Origin of the sequence: Modestobacter sp. VKM Ac-2984 (assembly GCF_026967985.1) — a bacterium.
In the GTDB taxonomy this organism is placed as follows: domain Bacteria; phylum Actinomycetota; class Actinomycetes; order Mycobacteriales; family Geodermatophilaceae; genus Modestobacter.
In genome coordinates, this window is the sequence record NZ_JAPVBJ010000001.1 from 717662 (window position 1) to 739783 (window position 22122).

Consider the following 22122-nt stretch of genomic DNA (forward strand, 5'->3'; position numbering starts at 1 on the left):
GAGGCAGCGTCCAGCGACCGACGGCCGGCCGTGTCACCCTCTCCCCCATGCGCTCCGAGCTGCGATCCGTCCGGACCGGGGGCGTGCCCTCCGTCGTCGACCTGACCGACGAGTGCGCGGAGTTCGTCCGCGGCGAGGGCGACGGCCTGCTCCAGGTGTTCGTCCCACACGCGACCGCCGGGATCGCGATCCTGGAGACCGGTGCCGGCAGCGACGACGACCTGCTCGCCCAGCTCGACGAGCTGCTCCCCCGCGACGACCGCTGGCGGCACCGGCACGGCGCCCCCGGGCACGGGCGCGACCACGTGCTGCCGGCGTTCGTCCCGCCGCACGCCACGGTGCCGGTGCTCGAGGGGCGGCTGACCCTGGGCACGTGGCAGCGCATCTGCTTCGTCGACACCAACGTCGACAACCCGTCGCGGCACGTGCGATTCAGCTTCCTGGCCGGCTGAGGGCCAGCCGGGTTGGGCGCTGCCGGTCGGGTGCGGCACGATCCCCCCATGACCGAGACCGACCCCGGCATCGACACGGCCCCCGTCCGCCTCGCCCCCGGTGACCCGGCGCCCGAGTTCACCCTCCCGGACGCCGACGGCACGCCCGTCTCGCTGTCGTCCTACCGGGGTCGGCGGGTCATCGTGTACTGCTACCCGGCCGCGCTCACCCCGGGCTGCACCACCCAGGCCGTCGACTTCACCGCGGCGGCCGGGGACCTGGCCGAGGCCGGCCTCGACATCATCGGCGTCTCTCCCGACGTCCCCGAGAAGCTGAGCCGGTTCCGGGAGCAGGAGGAGCTGTCGATCACCCTGGTCTCCGACCCGGAGAAGCAGGTGCTGACGGCCTACGGCGCCTACGGCCCGAAGAAGCTGTACGGCAAGGAGGTCGTCGGGGTCATCCGGTCGACCTTCGTCGTCGGGGCCGACGGCAAGATCGAGAAGGCGGCCTACAACGTCAAGGCCACCGGGCACGTGGCGAAGCTGATGCGCGACCTCGGCATCGACTGACGGACCCCGTCCCCCAGCGGTTCCTGTCCAGGGGCTGGGACGGCGCTGGTCAGCCGGGCCCGGCTCGGGCAGGGTCGTGCCATGAGTGATCAGATCGGCGTCACCGGGCTCGCGGTCATGGGCGCCAACCTCGCCCGCAACCTCGCCCGGCACGGCCACCAGGTGGTGCTGCACAACCGCAGCCGGGGGCGCACCGACGCCCTCGTCGAGCAGCACGGCAGCGAGGGCGACTTCGTGCCGACCGGGTCGATGGAGGAGTTCGTCGGCGCCCTGCAGCGCCCACGCAAGATCATCGTCATGGTGCAGGCGGGTGCGGCCACCGACGGCGTGATCGAGGAGATCGCCCCGCTGCTGGACGAGGGCGACGTGCTGATGGACGGCGGCAACGCCCTGTTCACCGACACGATCCGCCGCACCGAGGCGCTCACCGCCCGGGGCCTGCACTTCATGGGCACCGGCATCAGCGGCGGCGAGGAGGGCGCGCTCAACGGGCCGAGCATCATGCCCGGCGGCTCGAAGGAGGCCTACGCGCTGGTCGGCCCGCTGCTGGAGTCGATCGCCGCCGTCGTCGACGGCGAGCCGTGCTGCACCCACATCGGGGCCAGCGGCGCCGGCCACTTCGTGAAGATGGTGCACAACGGCATCGAGTACGCCGACATGCAGCTCATCGCCGAGGCCTACGACCTGCTGCGCCAGGGGCTGGAGCTGACGCCGGCCGAGATCGGTGACGTCTTCGCCAGCTGGAACGAGGGCGACCTCGAGAGCTACCTGATCGAGATCACCGCGCAGGTGCTGCGGCACACCGACGCCGAGACCGGCGGGCCGTTCGTCGACATCGTGCTGGACGAGGCCGAGCAGAAGGGCACCGGCCGCTGGACCGTGCAGTCCGCTCTCGACCTGGGCGTGCCGGTCAGCGGCATCGCGGAGGCCGTGTTCGCCCGAGCGCTGTCCGGGCACCGCGAGCAGCGGCAGGCGGCGCAGCAGGTGCTGCCGGGGCCCGACCGCGAGTGGGACGAGCAGGTGACCGACAAGGACGCCTTCATCGAGTCGGTGCGCCAGGCGCTGTACGCCTCGAAGGTGGTCGCCTACGCGCAGGGGTTCGACCAGATCACCCAGGGCGCCGACCAGCACGGCTGGGACATCGACCGGGCGGCGCTGGCCAAGATCTGGCGCGGCGGCTGCATCATCCGGGCGCGCTTCCTGGACCGGATCAGCCAGGTGTTCACCGACGAGCCCGACGTCACCACCCTGCTGACCAACGAGTACTTCCGGAACGCGGTCAGCGAGGGCCAGGAGAGCTGGCGGCAGGTCGTGGCCGGCGCGGCCCGGCACGGGGTCCCGGTTCCCGGCTTCGCCAGTGCGCTGGCCTACTACGACGGGCTGCGGGCCGAGCGGCTGCCGGCCGCGCTGATCCAGGGCCTGCGCGACCTGTTCGGCGCGCACACCTACCGGCGGACCGACCGCGAGGGCTCCTTCCACACCATGTGGGGCGAGGACGGCCGCGAGGTCAAGACCGGCTGATCGACCCCGCATGACCGTGCGGTGGCGGGGCCCGTCCCCACCGGGGGGCCCCGTCCTGCCGTGGGTCACGACCCGCTCTCGGCTGCCTTCGCGCGGGCGCGGCGCTTGCCCTCGTGCATCGCGGCCACCCGGGCGACCGGGATGGTGTGGCCCTCGGCGACCAGGTCGGCGGGCAGCTGCTGGGGCTCCGGCAGCGCCGCAGCCCAGGGGTCGCCGTCCCCGATCCGCTCCCGCACGGTGCCCACGGTGACGTCGCCGGGCCGGACGTCGTCCAGCGCGTCCCAGCCCACCGGCGCGGACACGGGCAGCCCGGGCCGCACCCGAGGGCTGTAGGCCGCCGCGACCGTGCCCCGGCCGGAACGGGTCGAGTCGACGAACACCCGGGCACCCCGCTCGGCCACCACGTAGGCGGTGGTCGCCAGGTCCGGATCGAGCCGCTCGGTCCGGGCGGCCAGGGCCCGGGTGGCGGCGGCGACGTCCTCGGCCGGTGAGCCGTGCACCGGGACGACGACGTGCAGCCCCGTCGACCCGCTGGTCTTCACCGCCGCCGTCAGCCCGGCCTCGGCGAGCGCGCGGCGGCACAGCAGCGCCGTGCGCACGACCATGTCGAACGGCGCACCGTCGGGCGGGTCGAGGTCGAGCACCAGGCCGGTGGGCTGCTCCTCCCCCACCCGGCTGAACGGCACGTGGTACTCCACGGCCCGCTGGTTGGCCAGCCACAGCAGGGTGCGGCGGTCCTCCACCAGCACCTGGTGCACCTCGCGGTGGGCCCGCTCGGACCAGGTGGCCACCGTCCGGACCCACTCGGGCGCGCCCTTCGGCACGTCGCGCTGGACGAACGGCGCCGCGCCGGGCCGGACCCGCTTGATCGTCAGCGGCCGCCCGGCGAGCAGCGGCACGAGCCGGTCGGCGAAGGCGTCCAGGTGGTCGACGAGCTCCCGCTTGGTCACCTCGAGCCCGTCGCCCAGCGGGGAGTCCAGGCTGCTCAGCCGGACGCCGTCCCGTTCCTCACTGGTGGCCACCCGGTCACCGTGCCGCGCTGGGCCGCCCAGGGCAACCGGGCCCGACGCCGTCCTCCCGCACCAACGACTGGCCCCCTGCACCAACGCTGGTGCGGGAGGACAGCCAGTGATCAGGTCACCTGATCACTGCTGCAGGGGCGGCGGGGGGCTCAGATGTCGTGGACCGCGGCGTGCCGGGCCAGCTCGGCGGCCGGGAAGACCGACCGGGCCGCGGCCAGCTGCGCCTCGGCGTCCACCCAGGCGGGCACGTGCGTGACGAGCATCCGGCCGACCCCGGCGGCGGCCGCGAGCTCACCGGCCTGTCGGCCGGTCAGGTGCAGCCCCGGGGGCAGGTCGGGGACGTCGGGGTGGGCGGCCTCGGCCAGGAGCACGTCGGCGCCCCGGGCCAGCTCCACCACGGCGTCCGACGGGCCGGTGTCGCCGGTGTAGACCAGCGACCGGCCACCGGCGGTCAACCGCACGGCGTAGCACTCGACCGGGTGGGCGGTGCGGACCGTCCTGACCTCGAACGGCCCGATGGACCAGGCGCCCGGGCCGATCGGGGTGACGTCGAAGACGTCGTCGATCGGCCCGCCGTCGGCGTCGTAGGCGGCCGCCAACCGGCGGTCGGCACCGACCGGTGCGTACAGCGGCACCGCGCGACCGTCGGAGCGACCCGAGTAGCGGTGCCACACGATGAACGGCGCCGCGTCCAGGCAGTGGTCGGCGTGCAGGTGGCTGAGGTAGACGGCGTCGACCCGGCCGGGGTCGGTGAGCCCCTGCAGGGCGCCGAAGGACCCGTTGCCCAGGTCCAGCAGCAGCGCGAACTCCCCGTGCTCCACCAGGTAGCAGGACGCCGGGGAGGACGGGCCGGGTGCGCTGCCGGAGCAGCCGACGACGGTGAGCCTCACGCCCCGGCCTCCGCACCCGCGCGCAGCACCGCGTCGACCTCCGGGCCGAGGAACCGCCGGCCGAGCCGGGCGAAGGGCTCGGGGTCGCCGGTGGCGAGGAACCGGTGCACCGGCGGTGGGCCATCCGGGTCGCGCAACAGGTCGGTCCGGGTCAGCACCCGGTACACGTCCTTGGCCGTCTCCTCCGCGCTGGACACCAGCGTAACCTCCTCACCCAGCACCAGCGACAGCACGCCGGTGAGCAGCGGATAGTGCGTGCAGCCGAGCACGACGGTGTCGACACCGGCTCCCAGCAGCGGGTCCAGGTAGGACTGCGCGAGCCCGACGAGCTGCCGGCCGCTGGTGATCCCGCGCTCGACGAAGTCGACGAAGCTGGGGCAGGCGGCGCTGGTGACGCTGAGCTGCGGCGCCGCGGCGAACGCGTCCTCGTAGGCCCCGCTGGTGACGGTGGCCTGGGTGGCGATGACGCCCACCCGGCCGTTGCGCGTCGCCGCGGTTGCCCGGCGGACGGCGGGGAGCACGACCTCGACCACCGGGACGTCGTAGCGCTCCCGCGCGTCGCCCAGGCAGGCGGCGCTGGCGGAGTTGCAGGCGATGACGAGCATCTTGACCCCGTCGGCGACCAGCTGGTCCATCGCCGCCAGCGAGTGCCGGCGCACGTCCGCGATCGGCCGCGGCCCGTACGGGCTGTGCGCGGTGTCGCCGAGGTAGCGGATGGCCTCGTGCGGGAGCTGGTCGAGGACGGCGCGGGCCACGGTGAGCCCACCGACCCCGGAGTCGAAGATCCCGATGGGCGCGTCCGCCCCCGCTGTCGCAGTGCTCATGTCGGCAGCCAGGCTAACGGCCCGGTCGGACATCGCCGCGCGTCCGGGCTGAGATGGCCGTCTCAGCTCAGGTCAGGGGCGACGCAGCAGCGCCGCGGCCGGGAGCAGCAGCCCGCCGGAGGTCCAGCGGGCCCCGGTCAGGTCGCGGACGACGGCGGGCGCCTCGCTGGACAGTGCGGTCTCACCGATGCCCAGCACGGTCGCCCCCGCGGCGAGCCCCGCGCGGACTCCGCTCGGGCTGTCCTCCAGGACGATCACCTCGCCCGGTGGGAGACCCAGCCGGCTCGCCCCGGTCAGGTACGGCTCGGGGTGGGGCTTGCCCAGGACCACGTCCTCGGCGGTCACCACGACGTCCGGCGCCGCCACCCCGGCGGCCAGCAGCCGTGCGGTCGCCAGTTCACGGACCCCGGAGGTGACGACCGCCCAGGGCACGTCGGACAGCTGGGCGAGGAGGTCCAGGACGCCGGGCACGGCGAGCGTGCCGGCGACGTCCTCCAGCTCGTAGCGGGTGATCAGGGCGGTCGACGGCTCGACGTCCTCGGGCTTGACGAACAACGCCACCGTGTCGGCGGCCCGCCGGCCCGGCACCGCCGCCATGACCTCGTCCGGGTCGAACCCCGAGTCGATCGCCCAGCGGGACCAGGAGCGCACCACGCTGGGCTCGGAGTCGACCAGCACCCCGTCGTTGTCGAACAGCAGCCCTCGCGCCGGGAGCAGGAGCTCCCTCAGGCCCACAACTGCCCTTCTAGCGCGGCGCTGGCCTGCTCCAGCGTGCCGGCGTAGGCCCCGGTGGAGAGGTACTTCCACCCGCCGTCGCAGACGATGAAGACGATGTCGGCCTTGCGGCCGGCCGCGACCTCCTTGTCGGCGATCCCGAGGGCGGCGTGCAGGATCGCCCCGGTCGAGATGCCGGCGAAGATGCCCTCGCGCTCGACCAGCTGGCGGGTGCGGTGGATCGCGTCGTCGGGGCCGACGGAGAACCGCGAGTCCAGCAGGTCGGCGTCGTACAGCTCGGGGATGAACCCCTCGTCGATGTTGCGCAGGCCGTAGACCAGCTCGCCGTAGCGCGGCTCGGCCGCGATCACCTGGACGTCGGGCTTCTTCTCCCGCAGGTACCGGGAGACGCCCATCAGCGTGCCGGTGGTGCCCAGCCCGGCCACGAAGTGGGTGATCGAGGGCATGTCGGCCAGGATCTCCGGACCGGTGCCGGTGTAGTGCGCCTCGGCGTTGGCCGGGTTGCCGTACTGGTACAGCATCACCCAGTCCTCGTGCTCGGCGGCCAGGCCCTTGGCGACGGCGACGGCCTGGTTGCTGCCGCCGGCGGCCGGGGAGCTGATGATCCGCGCGCCGTACATCTCCAGCAGCTGACGCCGCTCGATCGAGGTGTTCTCCGGCATCACGCAGATCAGCTCGTAGCCGCGCTGCCGGGCGACCATCGCCAGCGAGATGCCGGTGTTCCCGCTGGTGGGCTCCAGGATGGTGCTGCCCGGCTGGAGCCGCCCCTCCTTCTCAGCCGCCTCGATCATCGCGATGGCGGCCCGGTCCTTGATCGAACCGGTGGGGTTGTGGTCCTCGAGCTTGGCCCACAGCCGGACGTCGGGCGTGGGCGACAGCGCCGGCAGCCCCACCAGCGGGGTGTTGCCGAGCGAGTCGACGAGGGAGGCGAAGCGGGCCATGACGGGTCTCCTGGGGTCGCGGTGCCGGGCGGGGAGGCTCCGGGTCAGCAGCCGCCGGCGACGGCGGGCAGGATCGTGACGGAGTCGCCGTCCTTGACGGAGGTGTCCAGGGCACCGGTGAAGCGCACGTCCTCGTCGTTGACGTAGACGTTCACGAAGCGGTGCAGCTTGCCCTCGTCGGTGACCAGGCGGCCCTTGATCCCGGGGTGCTGGCTGTCGATGTCGTCGACCAGCGCGCCGAGCGTGTCGCCGTTCCCCTGGACGGTCTTGTTGCCGCCGGTGTGGGTGCGCAGGATGGTCGGGATGCGGACCTCGATGGCCATGGCGTGAGAACTCCTCGGGTGGGGGTGTGCGGATCGGGCTGGGACAGGGGTCGCGCGCAGAGCGCGCAGGACCGGCTGCTCGGAGGAACGCCGGTGGGCGGCCGGCGATTCCGCCGGCCGCAGGGTGAGCTGGCGCTCAGTCGTAGACGACGGTGGTCGGCGAGTGGCCGAACAGATAGGACTCCACGACCTCGACGTCCTCCTCGCGCACCTCGCCGTCGACGATCCGGAAGCTGCGGAACTCCACGGTGTCCCCGGCCAGGCCGGTCTGGGCGCCGTGCTCGCGGGTGGAGACCAGCACGTAGTGCGCCTCGGGCTCGGAGGCGTAGCTGATGTCGGTGCGCGAGGGACGGGCCTCGGTGGCGGTGTGCGAGTGGTAGATGACCACGGGGACCTCGTCCCGGTCGTCCATCTCGCGGTACAGCTTCAGCAGGTCGCCGCTGTCGAACTCGTAGAACGTCGGTGAGCGGGCCGCGTTGAGCATCGGGATGAAGCGCTCGGGCCGGTCGCTGCCCTCGGGGCCGGCGACGACACCACAGGCCTCGTCCGGGTGGTCTTCCCGGGCGTGGGCCACGATGGCGTCGTAGGTCGCGCGGTCGATGCGCAGCACGGGCCCAGTCTAGGCAGCGTCACCGCCCGACGTCCTCCCCGGCCCGGGACGAGCGCCGGAACGGGTGACCGCCAGGGGAACGGATTGCGTCCCAGGGGTGTCCGGACGATAACGTCGCCGACCGTGGTGATCGAGGTTCTCATGGTGCTCGGCGTCGTCCTGGTCGCGCTGCCGGCCCTGGCCCTCGGGTCGGCCCGGCTGCGCCACCGCAGTGGCCGCGCCACGGACCAGCGCACCGACCGGGTCGAGCTGGTGCTGGTGGTGGTCGGCCGGCTCATCGGGCTGGTGCTGCTGGCCGCCCTGTCCGGCATCACCCTGGTGTCCTGCATCGGGGCGATCGTGCAGGACGTGACGGTGCACAGCCTGGTCTACGTGTTCTTCGTCGCCGACCTGCTCGTCGCCATCCTGGTGCTGCTCACCGCCGGTCGCCTCGACCGGCGGCCAAGGCGTCGATCAGCGAGCCCTGCACCGCGGTGAGCCAGTAGTAGACGGCCAGCTGCGAGTTCTCGTCGTCCGCCCCCTCCCCGGAGGGGTCGATGTCCGGGGGCTCGGTCTCCGCGGTGATGCCCAGCCGGGTGCCCATCGCGAGCCGGAGGTCGTTGGTGGTGCGCAGCCAGGCCCGCGCCTGCTCGGCGTCCAGCCGCACCTCGCCGCCCTCGCGGGGCACGGTGGCCCGGACCATCGCCAGGTCGTCGGCCTTGCCGCTGCGCAGCCCGGCCTCGGTGAGGTCGCGGTACTCGGCGGCCAGCTGCGGGTCGCTGGCGTGCCCGCTGGGCAGCAGCCGGGCCAGGACCGGGTCGCCGCCGGAGTCGGCCGCATCGGCGACGAGCAGCTGCTCGAGCTGGTCGAGCAGCAGGTTCACGATGTCGGCCTCGGCGTCGACCAGCCGGGCCACGAACTGGTCGCCCTTGCGGCGGAACGGCTTCATGCGTCCCGCTGGTAGGTGGCCCACAGCCCGTAGGCGTGCAGCCGGCTGGTGTCGTGCTCCATCCGCTCCCGCGGACCGGAGCTCACGATCGCCTTGCCCTCGTTGTGCACCTGCAGCATGAGCTCCGTCGCGGTCGCCTCGTCGTACCCGAACAGCTCCTGGAGCACGAAGGTCACGTAGGTCATCAGGTTGACCGGGTCGTCCCAGACGACGGTGACCCAGGGACGGTCGAGGGCGAACTCCTCCGTCGTCGTCTCCGACACCCTCTCGGGCGCAAGCGGTCCGGCCACGTGAGCACTCTAGGACGGCCGCCTCCCGGAACGCAGTCGGTGGGCACCTATCGTGCTGCTCCATGCCGCAGAGCCCACCGCTCAGCCCCGCGATGTTCACCGACCGCTACGAGCTGACGATGCTGGCCGCCGCCCTCCGCGACGGCACCGCCGACCGGGACTGCGTCTTCGAGGTGTTTGCCCGCCGGCTGCCGCACGGCCGGCGGTACGGGGTGCTCGCCGGCACCGGCCGGTTCCTGGAGGCGCTGGCCGGCTTCCGGTTCGGCGAGGCCGAGCTCGACGCGCTGAGGCAGCAGGGCGTCGAGGACCCGCGGCTGCTGGAGCACCTGGCCGGCTTCCGCTTCACCGGGGACGTCGACGGCTACGCCGAGGGCGACCTCTACTTCCCCGGCTCCCCGGTGCTGACCGTGCGCGCCCCGTTCGGCCAGGCGGTGCTGCTGGAGACCCTGGTGCTGTCGATCCTCAACCACGACAGCGCCATCGCCGCGGCCGGAGCACGGATGGTCGGCGCCGCCTGTGGCCGGCCGTGCATCGAGATGGGCTCCCGGCGCACCCACGAGGAGGCCGCCGTCGCCGCCGCCCGGGCCGCCGCCCTGGTCGGGTTCTCGGCGACGTCGAACCTCGCCGCCGGCGCCCGCTACGGCATCCCCACGACCGGCACCAGCGCGCACGCGTTCACCCTGCTGCACGACGACGAGGCGGCGGCGTTCCGCGCGCAGCTGGACACCCTGGGCGTGGGGACGACGCTGCTGGTCGACACCTACGACACCGAGCAGGGCATCCGGACGGCGATCGAGGTGGCCGGCCCGGAACTGGGCGCCGTCCGGCTGGACTCCGGCGACCTCGCCATCGAGGCGACCCGCGCCCGCGAGCTGCTCGACTCCCTCGGCGCGACGGGCACCCGGGTGATCGTCACCAGCGACCTGGACGAGTACGCGATCGCCGCCCTGGCGGCCGCCCCGGTCGACGGCTACGGGGTGGGCACCTCCCTGGTGACCGGCTCCGGCTCGCCCACGGTCGGGATGGTCTACAAGCTGGTGGCGCGGGACGGCGTACCGGTGGCCAAGAACTCCGTGGGCAAACGCTCGGTGGGTGGCCGCAAGCACGCCGTGCGCCGGCACGACGCCGACGGGACGGCGACCGCAGAGGTGGTCAGCGCGGCACCGGTCACCACCCGGGAACACGACCGCGAGCTGATCCGGCCACTGGTCCGGGGCGGGGAGCTGGTGGAGCCCCGGTCCCCCGCCGACTCGCTGGCCGCAGCGCAGGAACTGCACGCCCGGGCGCGCGACGCCCTGCCCACGGAGGCGTGGTCGCTGTCCCGGGGCGAACCGGCGATCGACACCGTCACCGAGTAGCGGCCGCAGGCCCCACCCGCCAGGAGGGACGTCGCCGGGGCAGGATGAGGCCATGACCCGGGCACTGGTGATCGTGGACGTGCAGAACGACTTCTGTGAGGGCGGGAGCCTCGCCGTCGACGGCGGCACCGCCGTCGCCCGGGCGATCAGCGCCCACGCCGCCGCGACCGACTACGCGCACGTCGTCGCGACCCGGGACCACCACGTCGACCCGGGTGGCCACTTCGCCGCGCAGCCCGACTACCTGGAGACCTGGCCGGCGCACTGCGTCGTCGGGACGTCCGGGGTCGAGCTGCACTCGGACCTGGACCGGCGGCCGATCGAGGCGGTCTTCGACAAGGGCGAGTACGAGGCCGCCTACTCCGGCTTCGAGGGCTCCTTCGACGGGCAGGCCCTGGCCGACTGGCTGCGGGCCCACGAGGTCGACGCCGTCGACGTGGTCGGCATCGCCACCGACCACTGCGTCCGGGCGACCGCGCTGGACGCGGTCGGCGCCGGGTTCGCCACCCGGGTGCTGCTGCACCTCACCGCCGGGGTCTCCCCCGCCACGACCGACGCCGCCCTGGAGCAGCTCCGCACCGCCGGGGTGGAGCTGGAGGGCAACGTCCACGGGACTGCGTGAGTCCACGGGACTGCGTGAGTCCACGGGACTGCGTGAGTCCACGGGACTGCGTGACCGGAGCTGACGGCGGTGTGACCCCGCGGGTCACACCGCGTCCAGCACCTCGTCCCGGGTGAAGCCGAGCACCTGGAGGACGGCGTCCAGGTAGGGCTGGTTCAGCGCCGCATGTGCCTGGTCGCGGACGAACGGCTTGGCGTTGAAGGCGATGCCCAGCCCCGCCGCGTTGAGCATGTCGAGGTCGTTGGCGCCATCGCCGACCGCGACGGTCTGGTCCATCGGGACGCCGTGCTCGGCGGCGAAGCGGGCCAGCGCCCGGGCCTTGCCCGCCCGGTCGACGACCTCCCCGACGAGCCCGCCGGTGAGCCGTCCGTCGGCCACCTCGAGGGTGTTCGCGGCGGCGAAGTCCAGGCCGAGCTCGGCGGCGAGCGGATCGGTGATCTGGGTGAACCCGCCGCTGACGATCCCGCAGCGGAAGCCCAGCCGCTGCAGCGTGCGGATCAGGGTCCGGGCGCCCGGGGTCAGCACCAGGTGAGCCCGGACCTCCTCCAGCACCTCCACCGGCAGCCCGGCCAGCACCGCCACCCGTGCGCGGAGGGACTCCTCGAAGTCCAGCTCGCCGTTCATCGCCGCCGCGGTGATCCGGGCGACCTCGGCGGCCCGGCCGGCGCGGGCGGCGAGCTCGTCGATCACCTCTCCCCGCACCAGGGTCGAGTCGACGTCCAGCACGATCAGCCGCTTGCCGCGCCGGGCCAGCCCGACCTGCTCCACGGCGATGTCGGTGCCCGTCTCGGCGGCGACCGTGGCCAGCGCCGTGCGCAGCTCGGTGGAGGCGGCGCCGGAGACGGTCAGCTCGAAGCTGGTGACCGGGTAGTCGGACAACCGGCGGATCGCCTCGATGTTGCCACCCACCCCGGCGATGGCGCGCGCGGCGCCGGCGACCGCAGCCGGCGGGACCGGGCGGCCGAGCACGATGACGTGGTGGCGGGCGGTGCGCTCCTGCCGGGCGCTGTCGGCCGCGGTGGGCTGCACGCTCACCCGGACCCCGGTCTGGGCCGCCACCTCGGCCGCGGTGGCACGCAGCCGATCGGCCAGCGGCCCCTCGGCGGCGCTCGCCGGGCTGCCGACGACCACGCCGAGCACCAACTGGCCGTGCACCACGACCTGTTCGACGTCGAGGACCTCGACCGGGTGCGGGCCGAGCTCGTCCAGCGCGGCGAACAGCGCCGCGGTCACCCCCGGCCGGTCACTGCCGGTCACGGTCAGCAGTGCACCGTCGGACGCCGGTGGCACAGCGGTCGGGTCGATCGGCGCTGGGGCGGCGGCGCGGTCGGTCACCCGGTCATCGTGCCGGACCGGGGATCGCGTCCCGACCGCACCCCGTCCGCCGCTCCCCCGGGCCCGGACGCACGGACGCCCCGTCAGCCAACGGCTGACGGGGCGTCCGGGTCGATCCGGTGCGGGGTGCCGACCTCAGGTCAGGTCGGGTCCTTGTCGTCGGCGCCCTGGCGGGCACCGCCGGTGAGACCGGCCTCGCTGGCGTAGGGCTGGTGGCCCTTGCCGGCGTGGGCCTCCATCTCCAGGCGGTCCCGCAGGTGCGGGTAGTGCAGCTCGAACGCGGGCCGCTCCGACCGGATCCGGGGGATCTCGACGAAGTTGTGCCGCGGCGGCGGGGACGAGGTCGCCCACTCCAGCGAGTTGCCGTGCCCCCAGGGGTCGTCGCGCAGCGCCAGCCGGCCGTGCTTCCACGACTTCACGACGTTGTAGACGAAGGGGATCACCGAGGCGCCCAGGATGAACGACCCGATCGTGGAGATCGTGTGCATCGTGGTGAAGGAGCCGTCGCCATCGGTCGCCAGGTAGTCGACGTACCGGCGCGGCATGCCCTCGTTGCCCAGCCAGTGCTGGATGAGGAACGTGGCGTGGAAGCCGATGAAGGTCAGCCAGAAGTGCAGCTTCCCGATCTTCTCGTCCATCATCCGGCCGCACATCTTCGGGAACCAGAAGTAGAGCCCGGCGTAGGCCGCGAACACCACGGTGCCGAAGACGACGTAGTGGAAGTGGGCCACGACGAAGTAGCTGTCGTTGACGTGCCAGTCCAGCGGCGGGCTGGCCAGCAGGACACCGGTCAGACCACCGAGCAGGAAGGTGATCAGGAAGCCGATCGAGAACAGCATCGGCGTCTCGAAGGTGATCTGGCCCCGCCACATGGTGCCGATCCAGTTGAAGAACTTGATCCCGGTCGGCACCGCGATCAGGTACGTCAGGAAGGCGAAGAACGGCAGCAGCACCGCACCGGTGGCGAACATGTGGTGCGCCCACACCGCCAGCGAGAGCGCGGTGATGGCGATGAGCGCGAAGACCATGCCCTTGTAGCCGAAGAGCGGCTTGCGGCTGAAGACCGGGATGACCTCGCTGATGATGCCGAAGAACGGCAACGCGATGATGTAGACCTCGGGGTGCCCGAAGAACCAGAACAGGTGCTGCCACAGCAGCGGCCCGCCGTTCTCCGGCGTGTAGATCTGCGCATCGAGGTGCCGGTCGGCCAGCAGCGCCATCAGCGCGGCGGTCAGGATCGGGAAGGCCAGCAGGATCAGGATGCTGGTGACCAGGGACGCCCAGGTGAAGATGGACATCCGGAACATCGTCAGACCCGGCGCCCGCAGGCAGACGATCGTGGCGATGAAGTTGACGCCACCGAGGATCGTGCCCAGACCACTGACCGCCAGACCGGCGATCCACAGGTCACCACCGGCGCCCGGGCTGTGCACCCCGGTCGACAGCGGGGTGTAGGCGTACCAGCCGAAGTCGGCTGCGCCACCCGGGGTCAGGAAGCCGGAGACGGCGATCGAGGCGCCGAAGAAGAACAGCCAGAAGGAGAAGGCGTTCAACCGCGGGAAGGCGACGTCGGGCGCACCCAGCTGCAGCGGCATGATCAGGTTCGCGAACGCGAAGAACATCGGCGTCGCGAAGAACAGCAGCATGATCGTGCCGTGCATCGTGACCAGCTGGTTGTACTGCTCGGGCGAGAGGTACTGCAGCTCCGGGCGGGCCAGCTCACCACGCATCAGGAGCGCCATGAAGCCACCGAGGAAGAACCAGATGAACGCCACCGTGGTGTACATCAGGCCGATGGTCTTGTGGTCGGTGGTGCGCAGCAGACCGAGGAGCCGCGATCCCTTCTCGGCCTCGTGGGCCGGGCTCGGCCGGCTCACGATCGGGGCAGGTGCGATCGTCACGGTCGGAGCTTAGACCGTCACGTCACGGCCGACGCGGCGGGAGCAGGAGTCGGTGCGGCGCGCCCCCGGGAGGTCCGACCGGCCCCGGTCCGGCGTCGGGGAGAAGTGCAGGTCGGCGCGCTACGGGGCCAGTGGGGCCGGCCGGACGGGCGCGGCAGGGAGCGCCACGCCACGCCTCGGGGAGTTTGGTCACGCCCGTGCGCGGCTACTGATGATCTTGCGCTGGACGGACCAGCGCAAGACGGCCTGACCGTCGTGCACCGGAGGTCACCCATGAGCATCGGTGGAGTTCTCCTCGCTGTCCTGATCGGCTTCGTCGCCGGTCTGGTCGCCCGCGCCGTCGTCCCCGGCAAGCAGGACCTCGGCCTCGTCGCCACCCTCCTGCTCGGCCTCATCGGCTCGGTGGTGGGCAACCTCGTCTTCAGCCTCGTCCAGGGCGACGGGCTGCAGTTCGACCTCGGCGGCTGGTGGGCGTCGATCGTGGGCGCCGTCCTGGTGCTGGCGGTCTACGTCGCAGCCACCGGCAAGCAGCGCCGCGTCACCCGCTGACCCCGCCGCCCGCAGGCGGGCACCCGCAGCTCCCCCGAGGGCCCGGCCACGAGGCCGGGCCCTCCGTGCGTCCTGCGGTGGGCTCAGCCGCGGGTCCAGCTGCCGACGTCGACCGCCACGGTGACCCGGACCGGCTCGGGCAGCGTGGCCACCCGGGCGGCCAGCTCCCCTGCGGCGAGGTGCCGGGCGTGCGGCCCCATCCCGACCAGCGTCCGCACCGCGGCGTGGTCCAGCTCCAGCACCGACCGGTGGCCCGCCGTCCCGGCAGGGTGCAGGTGCGGCTCGAGCGTGGCGGCCAACCGGTCGGCCTTGGCCGGGTCGACGTGCAGCAGACCCAGCGGACCGACGAGCTCGGCCAGGTGGTCCGCGGCGGGGGTGACCACCACGAGCCGGCCGGCCGGGGCCAGCACCCGGGCGGTCTCCGCGCCGTTGCGCGGGGCGAACACGACGAGCACCCGGTCGACGGAGGCGTCCTGCACCGGCCAGCGCCCCCAGGAGTCGGCCACCACCGCCATCGCCCGGGGATGCGCGCGGGCGGCACGGCGGGCGGCGTAGCGGGAGGCGTCCACCACCACCCCGACGGCCTCGGGCGCACGGTCCAGCACCCCGGCGAGGTGGGTGCCGGTGCCACCGCCGAGGTCGAGCAGGGTGTGCGGGGCCGACCCGGCGAGGGCGGCGTCGGCCAGGGCCGCGGTGATGCCGGCGTAGTGGCCGGCGGCCAGGAAGTCCGCCCGGTCGGCCACCATGCTCGCGGAGTCGCCCTCGTGCGGGCTGCCGCCCGGCGGCAGCAGCGTGACGTGGCCCTGCCGCGCCCGGTCGAAGGCGTGCCCGACGGCGCAGCGGAGGCCGGCCGGGTCGACGGCGAGCTGCCCGCCGCAGACCGGGCAGGCGAGCAGGGCCACCGCGGCCGGTGGGAGCGGAGGCGGGCTCACCGGCGCGGCGGGCGCACGGGCAGCCGGTGCAGGGCGACGTCCCGCAGCTGCCCGGCCTCGGCGGTGGCGGTGAGGTAGGTGGCGAACGGCTGGCGACGCCGGTCCGTGGGCGACCCGGGGTTGAGCAGCCGGAGCCCGGTGGACGCGGTGGTGTCCCAGGGGATGTGGCTGTGCCCGAACACCAGGACGTCGACGTCCGGGAACCGCGCCGCGCACCGCTGCTCGCGGCCCTTGGCGTCCCCGGTCTCGTGCACCACCGCGAGCCGGACGCCGTCGAGCTCCACCCGGGCGACCTCCGGGAGCCGGTCCCGCAGGACCCCGTGGTCGTTGTTGCCGTGCACCCCGACCAGCTTCCGCGACCGCTGCGTCAGCTCGTCCAGCAGCGTCACGTCCACCCAGTCGCCGGCGTGCACCACGACGTCGGCCGCCTCGATCCGGTCCCACAGCGGATCGGGCAGGTCACGGGCGCGCTTGGGGACGTGGGTGTCGGAGATGAACACCACGGAGACGGGCACGACGCCATCGTCGCAGCCGCCCACCACCTCGGAGGGGAGCGCCGTCAGTCGTGGACGGGCGACTCGTGGCTGCTGTGGCCGGGTGACTCGAGCTGGAAGGTGCAGTGCTCCAGGTCGAAGTGGTCACCCAGGCAGTGGCAGAGCGCGTCGAGCACCCGGCCGCCGTGCCCGTCGGCCAGCGCCTCGTCGCTGACGACCACGTGGGCGGAGAGCACCGGCAGGCCGGAGGTGATCGTCCAGGCGTGCAGGTCGTGCACGTCCAGGACGCCGGGGACGCCGAGCACGTGGTCGCGGACCTGCTCCAGGTCGACGCCCTTGGGCGCCGCCTCCAACAGCACGTCCAGCGCCTCGCGCAGCAGCGACCAGGCGCGGGGCAGCACCAGTGCGCCGACCGCCAGCGAGGCGACGACGTCCGCGCCGGTCCAGCCGGTCGTGGCGATGACGACGGCGGCGACGATCACGGCGACCGACCCCAGCGCGTCGCCGACCACCTCCAGGTAGGCGCCGCGGGTGTTCAGCGACTCGCGCTGGCCGGACCGGAGCAGGGCCAGCGAACCGAGGTTGACCGCCAGGCCGACGAGGGCGACGCCCAGCATCCAGCCCGAGTCGATGTCCGGCGGGTCGCCGATCCGGCGGATCGCCTCCACGACGACGTACCCGCCGACCGCCAGCAGCAGCAGGCCGTTGCCGACGGCGGCGAGGACCTCCATCCGCTGCCAGCCGAAGGTCCGCCGGCCGCGAGCTGGGCGCTGGGCCAGGGTGACCGCCCCCAGCGCCATCCCGATGCCCAGCGCGTCGGTGGCCATGTGCGCGGCGTCGGCGAGCAGGGCCAGCGAACCGGAGATCAGCGCCCCGACCAGCTCGAGCACGAACACCGAGCCGGTGAGGGCCAGGACGATCGCCAGCCGCCCGCGGTGCCCAGCGGCCGTGGTGCCGGCACCGTGCCCCGCACCGTGGTCGTGCCCCATCGCCGTCCCCTCAGCCGATCCGCGTCCTCACATGCAGGGTGCCGCATGTGAGAGCAGAACGCCAGGCACCGCACGCCACCCCTCTCCGGTGTCGGCCGCGAGCGGGTGCGCGAGGTCAGCGCCTCAGATCGCGACGCCGCGCTCGCGCAGCCACGGGAGCGGGTCGATCCGAGGGCCGTCCAGGGCGCCGTCGTGCACCTCGAAGTGCAGGTGCGGCCCGGTCGACTGCCCCTCGTTGCCCAGCAGGGCGATGGTGTCGCCCGCCCGCACGGTCTGCCCCTCCTCGACCAGGATCTCCCGCATGTGGCCGTAGACGGAGACGTCGCCGTCGGCGTGCTGGATGTAGACCGCTAGCCCGAAGCCGCTGGCCGCGCCGGCACGGAGCACGACGCCGTCCATCACCGCGTACTCCGGGGTGCCCAGCGGTGCGGCGAAGTCGATGCCGGCGTGCAGCGTGCCCCAGCGGGAGCCGAACTGGCTCGTCAGGCGGCCCTGCACGGGGAGCACGGCCTTGGGGCGAGCCGCCTCCGCCGCGGCCGCAGCGGCTGCCGCAGCCGCCTCGGACGCGACCCGGTCCGCCTCGGCCTGCACCTGGGCTGCGGCGGCCTCGGCGTCCTCGCGCTGAGCCCGGGTGGCGGCCAGCTCCTGCAGTCGGGCGGCAGCCTCCTCACCGGTGAGCGCGGGCTGCTCCTCGGCGATCATGCCCAGCTCCTCGGCGACGCTGACCGACTCCTCGCCCGCCGCCCGGGCGACCGGGGACGGTGCGCCGGCGGCGGTGAGCCCCAGGCCGGCCACCCCGATGATCGCGGCGGCGACGACGAGCACCGGACGGCCGGCATGGCGGCGACGGACGGCCCGACAGAGGGACAGCACGGGAGCCGGCACCCCGGTGCGGTCGGACGACGGGGTGGCGACGGGGCCACCCTCGGTGCCGGTGCCGGTCGGGCGCACCGTCCCCTCGTCGTCCAGCCGGTCGAGGTGTTGCGGGTCCATGCACCTGTCTTTCCGTCGGGGGCGATTCGAGTGGGGGCAGTGCAAAAGCGGGGCCCATGTAAACACGCCGTGATGGGTTCGAGATGTGAGCCCGGGGGTAAGCACGACCGGTCAAGTGATCGAGGTCACAACACTTAGTGCCAAATGCACACCCTCTGTCACGTCATCACTGCATGCCGCCGAGGAATCGAACGCGCCGTGATGGGTAGGAGCGAGGAACGTCACGCCCCGGAGAACGGCCTGCTGACCGACGTCGCGGCCGCCCGGAGCACCCCGATCCGAGGAGTTCCTCCCATGCGCGCAGTCACCTGGCACGGCCGCGACGACGTCCGGGTCGACACCGTCCCGGACCCCGAGATCAAGGACCCCACCGACGTGATCGTGCAGATCACCTCCAGCGGGGTCTGCGGCTCGGACCTCCACCTGATCGAGGTCATGGCCCCGTTCATGACCATCGGTGACGTCCTGGGCCACGAGCCGATGGGCGTCGTCCGCGAGGTCGGGCCGGGGGTCACCGAGCTCAAGGTCGGCGACCGGGTCGTCGTCCCCTTCAACATCTCCTGCGGCACCTGCTGGATGTGCGACCAGGGGCTGCAGAGCCAGTGCGAGACGACGCAGAACCGGGAGCAGGGCTTCGGCGCCTCGCTGTTCGGCTACACCAAGCTCTACGGGCAGGTGCCCGGTGGGCAGGCCGAGTACCTGCGGGTGCCCTTCGGCAACACGCTGCCGATCAAGGTGCCCGAGGGCCCGGCCGACGACCGCTTCGTCTACCTCTCCGACGTGCTGCCCACCGCCTGGCAGGCCGTGCAGTACGCCGGCGTCGTCCCCGGCGGGTCGGTGCTGGTGCTCGGCCTCGGCCCGATCGGTGACATGGCCACCCGGATCGCCAAGCACCTCGGCGCCTCCCAGGTGCTCGCCGCGGACACCGTGCCCGAGCGGCTGGCCCGGGCCCGCGCCAACGGGATCGACGTCCTGGACTCCACCGAGCAGGCCGACGTCGTCGCCTGGGTGCGCGACAAGACCGACGGCCGCGGTCCGGACGCCGTGATCGACGCGGTCGGCATGGAGGCGCACGGCTCCCCCGGCGCGAAGTTCGCCCAGAAGGCCAGCGCCCTGGTGCCCGACGCCATCATGGAGAAGGTCATGACGGTGGCCGGCGCCGACCGGATGGCCGCGCTCAACACCGCGATCGAGGCCGTGCGCCGCGGCGGCACCATCTCCCTGTCCGGGGTCTACGGCGGGGCCACCGACCCGATGCCGCTCATGCGGATGTTCGACAAGCAGATCGAGATGCGGATGGGCCAGGCCAACGTGTGGCGCTGGGTGCCCGACATCCTGCCGCTGCTCACCGACGCCGACCCGCTCGGCGTCGACTCCTTCGCCACGCACCGCGTGCCGCTGGAGCAGGCGCCCCAGGCGTACGAGACCTTCCGGCAGAAGCAGGACGGCGCGGTCAAGGTGCTGCTGCAGCCCTGACCTGCACGTCCACGGGCCGCGCACGGGACTGGTGTCCTGGCGCGGCCCGTGGCGCGCGTGGCGACGTGACCAGCCTCATGCGCGTCCGGGGCAGCGCAACCGGTGCCACTGCTCTTGGCTGGACCGGGGCGCCGTCCCCGCCGTCCCCGCACCGCCCCTGAGGAGCCCCGCCGTGCCCCGCGCGCTGCTCGCCCTGTCCATCGGTGCCTTCGGCATCGGCACCTCCGAGTTCGTGATCATGGGCATGCTCCCCCAGGTGGCCGACGACTTCTCCGTCTCGGTCGCCGCGGTCGGGATCCTGATCAGCGCCTACGCCCTCGGGGTCGTCATCGGGGCACCGACGCTGACCGCGCTGGGCGTGCGGTTCACCCCGCGGCAGACGCTCATCGGGCTGATGGTGGTCTTCACCGTCGGCAACACCCTCTCCGCGGTCGCCCCGACCTACGAGACGCTGATGGCCGCCCGGGTGGTCACCGCGCTGGCGCACGGCTCGTTCTTCGGGGTCGGGGCCGTCGCGGCCCGGGGGCTGGTGGCCAAGGAGAAGGGCACCCAGGCGATCTCGCTGATGTTCGTCGGGCTGACCCTGGCCAACGTCATCGGCGTCCCCATCGGGACGTTCGTCGCCCAGCAGCTCAGCTGGCGGCTGGTGTTCGGCGGTACTGCGGCGATCGGGCTGCTCACCATCGCCGGGCTGCTCGCCTGGATGCCACGGGTGGCCGCCGCACCCACCGACCTCCGGCAGGAGCTGGGCGCCTTCCGCCGGCGCCAGGTCTGGCTGACCCTCGGTGTGACCACCATCGGCTTCGCCGCGCTGTTCTCGGTCTACAGCTACGTGAGCCCGATCCTCACCGACCTCGCCGGGATGCCCGAGAGCCGGGTCACCATCGTGCTCGCGCTCTTCGGGCTGGGCACCACCGTGGGCACCCTGCTCGGTGGCCGGCTGGGCGACCGGTACGGCTTCGCCTTCGTCACCGTCGGGCTGCTGGCCACCGCCGCGCTCCTCGTCGTGTTCACCGTCGTGGTGGTGAACCAGGTCGCCGCCGTCGTCCTGCTCGTGCTGTTCGGCGCGATCACCTTCTCCGGCGGGCCGGTGGTGCAGAACCGGGCGATCGAGGCGGCCCGGGTCCAGGGCGGCAGCATGGTGTCGGCAGCCAACCAGGGCGCGTTCAACGCGGCCAACGCCCTGGGCGCAGCCCTGGGCGCGGCCACCCTCACCGCCGGCTGGGGCTACCGCGCGCCGATGTGGGTGGGGGCGGTGCTGGCGCTGCTGGGCGCGGGTCTGTCGGTGATCGCACTGCGCAGCCAGCGGGCCGAGACGGCCCGCGACGCCGCAGCCGGGACGACGGCCACACCCACGATGGAGACCCCTCTCCCGGTCCGCGCCGCCTGACGGTGTGCACGCCCGCCGCCCGCGGGTAGGCACCGCCCATGACGACGACAGCCGAGAAGTCCGGTCAGTTCGCCCTCGGTGACCGCACGGTGCACCGCATCGGCTACGGCGCCATGCAGCTCGCCGGCCCGCACGTCATGGGCCCACCCGCCGACCGGGACGCCGCCGTGGCGGTGCTGCGCCGCGCGGTGGAGCTGGGCGTCGACCACATCGACACCAGTGACTACTACGGCCCACACGTGACCAACGAGATCATCCGCGAGGCGCTGCACCCCTATCCGGAGCAGCTCACGATCGTCACCAAGGTCGGTGCCCGGCGGACGCCGGAGGGCGACTGGCCCGAGGCGCTGGGCGCCGACGAGCTGCGCCAGGCGGTGCGCGACAACCTCGACCACCTGGGGCTCGACGTCCTGGACGTGGTGAACCTGCGGATGCCCGGGTTCGCCGAGCCGGTGCAGCGCTCGCTGGCCGAGCCGATGGAGGTCCTCGCCCAGCTCCAGCAGGACGGGTTGGTCCGGCACATCGGGGTCAGCAACGTGACGCCGCAGATGCTGGCCGAGGCCCGCGGCATCGCCCCGGTGGTCTGCGTGCAGAACCACTACAACCTGGTGCACCGGGCCGACGACCCGCTGGTCGACGCCCTGGCCCGGGACGGCGTCGCCTACGTCCCGTTCTTCCCCCTGGGCGGCTTCAGCCCGATCCAGTCGGCGGCGCTGGAGACGGTGGCCCGCCGGCTGGAGACCACCCCCATGCAGGTGGCGTTGACCTGGCTGCTGGCCCGCTCCCCCAACCTGCTGCTCATCCCGGGCACCTCCTCGGTCGCCCACCTGGAGCAGAACCTGGAGGCGGCGGCCCGGGTGCTCGGCCCCGAGGAGCTGACCGAGCTGGACCGGATCGGCGGTGACGGCACCCTCGACCCCGACCTCTGACCCACCGGTCCTCGCGGGCAGCTCGCGAGGTCGGCCTCGGCCGCCCGCTGCGTGAGTGAGCGGTTCTGG

At 73.3% G+C, this 22122-nt stretch carries 25 protein-coding genes; 10 read left to right on the forward strand and 15 right to left on the reverse strand.

Annotation, left to right across the window (positions count from 1 at the left end):
• Nucleotides 1–47 precede the first annotated feature (47 nt).
• From O2W16_RS03460 to gndA, 3 genes are all read left to right on the forward strand, one after another.
• The gene (locus O2W16_RS03460) at nt 48–452 is read left to right on the forward strand and encodes a YjbQ family protein (protein WP_269157391.1); all 405 of its coding nucleotides are present in this window, start codon (nt 48–50) and stop codon (nt 450–452) included.
• A 48-nt stretch (nt 453–500) separates the two neighbouring features.
• The gene (bcp, locus tag O2W16_RS03465; protein ID WP_269157392.1) at nt 501–1001 is read left to right on the forward strand and encodes a thioredoxin-dependent thiol peroxidase; all 501 of its coding nucleotides are present in this window, start codon (nt 501–503) and stop codon (nt 999–1001) included.
• Nucleotides 1002–1082: 81 nt separating this feature from the next.
• The gene (gene gndA, locus O2W16_RS03470) at nt 1083–2522 is read left to right on the forward strand and encodes an NADP-dependent phosphogluconate dehydrogenase (protein WP_269157393.1); all 1440 of its coding nucleotides are present in this window, start codon (nt 1083–1085) and stop codon (nt 2520–2522) included.
• Between the two features lie 65 nt (nt 2523–2587).
• On the opposite strand, the gene O2W16_RS03475 is transcribed toward gndA, so the two are convergent.
• The 7 genes from O2W16_RS03475 to O2W16_RS03505 form a co-directional block, all read right to left on the reverse strand.
• Nucleotides 2588–3544, reverse strand: a complete 957-nt coding sequence (locus tag O2W16_RS03475; protein ID WP_269157394.1) for a DNA polymerase domain-containing protein — start codon at nt 3542–3544, stop codon at nt 2588–2590.
• 149 nt (nt 3545–3693) lie between these two features.
• On the reverse strand, nt 3694–4434 hold the full coding sequence (locus tag O2W16_RS03480) for an MBL fold metallo-hydrolase (RefSeq protein WP_269157395.1): 741 nt from the start codon (nt 4432–4434) through the stop codon (nt 3694–3696).
• Entirely contained in the window at nt 4431–5258 is an 828-nt protein-coding gene (gene murI / locus O2W16_RS03485; RefSeq protein ID WP_269157396.1) for a glutamate racemase, read from the reverse strand. Before murI ends, O2W16_RS03480 begins: the two co-directional genes overlap by 4 nt.
• Before the next feature lie 72 nt (nt 5259–5330).
• Nucleotides 5331–5993, reverse strand: a complete 663-nt coding sequence (locus O2W16_RS03490; RefSeq protein ID WP_269157397.1) for an HAD-IA family hydrolase — start codon at nt 5991–5993, stop codon at nt 5331–5333.
• Nucleotides 5984–6934, reverse strand: coding sequence for a PLP-dependent cysteine synthase family protein (locus tag O2W16_RS03495; RefSeq protein ID WP_269157398.1), 951 nt, complete (start codon nt 6932–6934; stop codon nt 5984–5986). The genes O2W16_RS03490 and O2W16_RS03495 overlap by 10 nt, the downstream gene beginning before the upstream one ends.
• Nucleotides 6935–6978: 44 nt before the next feature.
• Nucleotides 6979–7257 (reverse strand): MoaD/ThiS family protein, encoded by a 279-nt coding sequence (locus tag O2W16_RS03500; protein WP_036333445.1) that lies wholly within the window; start codon nt 7255–7257, stop codon nt 6979–6981.
• Between the two features lie 136 nt (nt 7258–7393).
• Nucleotides 7394–7867, reverse strand: a complete 474-nt coding sequence (locus O2W16_RS03505) for a M67 family metallopeptidase (protein WP_269157399.1) — start codon at nt 7865–7867, stop codon at nt 7394–7396.
• Between the two features lie 123 nt (nt 7868–7990).
• On the opposite strand from O2W16_RS03505, the gene O2W16_RS03510 reads away from it, so the two are divergent.
• Nucleotides 7991–8344, forward strand: a complete 354-nt coding sequence (locus O2W16_RS03510) for a hypothetical protein (RefSeq protein ID WP_269157400.1) — start codon at nt 7991–7993, stop codon at nt 8342–8344.
• On the opposite strand, the gene O2W16_RS03515 is transcribed toward O2W16_RS03510, so the two are convergent.
• Both O2W16_RS03515 and clpS read right to left on the reverse strand, forming a co-directional pair.
• Nucleotides 8283–8795, reverse strand: coding sequence for a DUF2017 family protein (locus O2W16_RS03515; protein ID WP_269157401.1), 513 nt, complete (start codon nt 8793–8795; stop codon nt 8283–8285). The genes O2W16_RS03510 and O2W16_RS03515 overlap by 62 nt on opposite strands.
• Nucleotides 8792–9085 (reverse strand): ATP-dependent Clp protease adapter ClpS, encoded by a 294-nt coding sequence (gene clpS / locus O2W16_RS03520; RefSeq protein ID WP_269157402.1) that lies wholly within the window; start codon nt 9083–9085, stop codon nt 8792–8794. Before clpS ends, O2W16_RS03515 begins: the two co-directional genes overlap by 4 nt.
• A 62-nt stretch (nt 9086–9147) precedes the next feature.
• Between clpS and O2W16_RS03525 the strand changes: the two genes are divergently transcribed.
• Both O2W16_RS03525 and O2W16_RS03530 read left to right on the forward strand, forming a co-directional pair.
• Nucleotides 9148–10443: a nicotinate phosphoribosyltransferase gene (locus O2W16_RS03525; protein WP_269157403.1), complete on the forward strand. Its 1296-nt coding sequence runs from the start codon at nt 9148–9150 to the stop codon at nt 10441–10443.
• A gap of 52 nt (nt 10444–10495) precedes the next feature.
• A complete protein-coding gene (locus O2W16_RS03530) occupies nt 10496–11065 on the forward strand; it encodes an isochorismatase family protein (RefSeq protein ID WP_269157404.1) in 570 nt (189 codons plus the stop codon).
• A gap of 84 nt (nt 11066–11149) precedes the next feature.
• Here the strand turns inward: O2W16_RS03530 and serB are convergent, their stop codons facing one another.
• A complete protein-coding gene (gene serB / locus O2W16_RS03535) occupies nt 11150–12400 on the reverse strand; it encodes a phosphoserine phosphatase SerB (RefSeq protein WP_269157405.1) in 1251 nt (416 codons plus the stop codon).
• A 140-nt stretch (nt 12401–12540) separates the two neighbouring features.
• Complete coding sequence (gene ctaD / locus O2W16_RS03540; RefSeq protein WP_269157406.1) at nt 12541–14301, reverse strand: aa3-type cytochrome oxidase subunit I; 1761 nt, start codon at nt 14299–14301, stop codon at nt 12541–12543.
• A 273-nt stretch (nt 14302–14574) separates the two neighbouring features.
• Here ctaD and O2W16_RS03545 point away from each other — a divergent pair, with 273 nt between their 5' ends.
• Nucleotides 14575–14850, forward strand: a complete 276-nt coding sequence (locus O2W16_RS03545; RefSeq protein WP_269157407.1) for a GlsB/YeaQ/YmgE family stress response membrane protein — start codon at nt 14575–14577, stop codon at nt 14848–14850.
• A gap of 83 nt (nt 14851–14933) precedes the next feature.
• On the opposite strand, the gene O2W16_RS03550 is transcribed toward O2W16_RS03545, so the two are convergent.
• The 4 genes from O2W16_RS03550 to O2W16_RS03565 all read right to left on the reverse strand — a co-directional run bounded on the left by O2W16_RS03550 (nt 14934) and on the right by O2W16_RS03565 (nt 18258).
• Nucleotides 14934–15782 (reverse strand): putative RNA methyltransferase, encoded by an 849-nt coding sequence (locus O2W16_RS03550; protein WP_269157408.1) that lies wholly within the window; start codon nt 15780–15782, stop codon nt 14934–14936.
• Nucleotides 15779–16297: a metallophosphoesterase family protein gene (locus O2W16_RS03555; protein ID WP_269157409.1), complete on the reverse strand. Its 519-nt coding sequence runs from the start codon at nt 16295–16297 to the stop codon at nt 15779–15781. Before O2W16_RS03555 ends, O2W16_RS03550 begins: the two co-directional genes overlap by 4 nt.
• 44 nt (nt 16298–16341) lie before the next feature.
• Nucleotides 16342–17265, reverse strand: coding sequence for a cation diffusion facilitator family transporter (locus O2W16_RS03560; RefSeq protein WP_269157410.1), 924 nt, complete (start codon nt 17263–17265; stop codon nt 16342–16344).
• 123 nt (nt 17266–17388) lie between these two features.
• Nucleotides 17389–18258, reverse strand: a complete 870-nt coding sequence (locus O2W16_RS03565) for a M23 family metallopeptidase (RefSeq protein ID WP_269157411.1) — start codon at nt 18256–18258, stop codon at nt 17389–17391.
• A 294-nt stretch (nt 18259–18552) separates the two neighbouring features.
• Between O2W16_RS03565 and O2W16_RS03570 the strand changes: the two genes are divergently transcribed.
• The 3 genes from O2W16_RS03570 to O2W16_RS03580 all read left to right on the forward strand — a co-directional run bounded on the left by O2W16_RS03570 (nt 18553) and on the right by O2W16_RS03580 (nt 22053).
• Nucleotides 18553–19734 (forward strand): zinc-dependent alcohol dehydrogenase, encoded by a 1182-nt coding sequence (locus O2W16_RS03570; RefSeq protein ID WP_269157412.1) that lies wholly within the window; start codon nt 18553–18555, stop codon nt 19732–19734.
• Between the two features lie 172 nt (nt 19735–19906).
• The gene (locus O2W16_RS03575; protein WP_269157413.1) at nt 19907–21124 is read left to right on the forward strand and encodes an MFS transporter; all 1218 of its coding nucleotides are present in this window, start codon (nt 19907–19909) and stop codon (nt 21122–21124) included.
• 38 nt (nt 21125–21162) lie between these two features.
• Entirely contained in the window at nt 21163–22053 is an 891-nt protein-coding gene (locus O2W16_RS03580; protein ID WP_269157414.1) for an oxidoreductase, read from the forward strand.
• Nucleotides 22054–22122 lie beyond the last annotated feature (69 nt).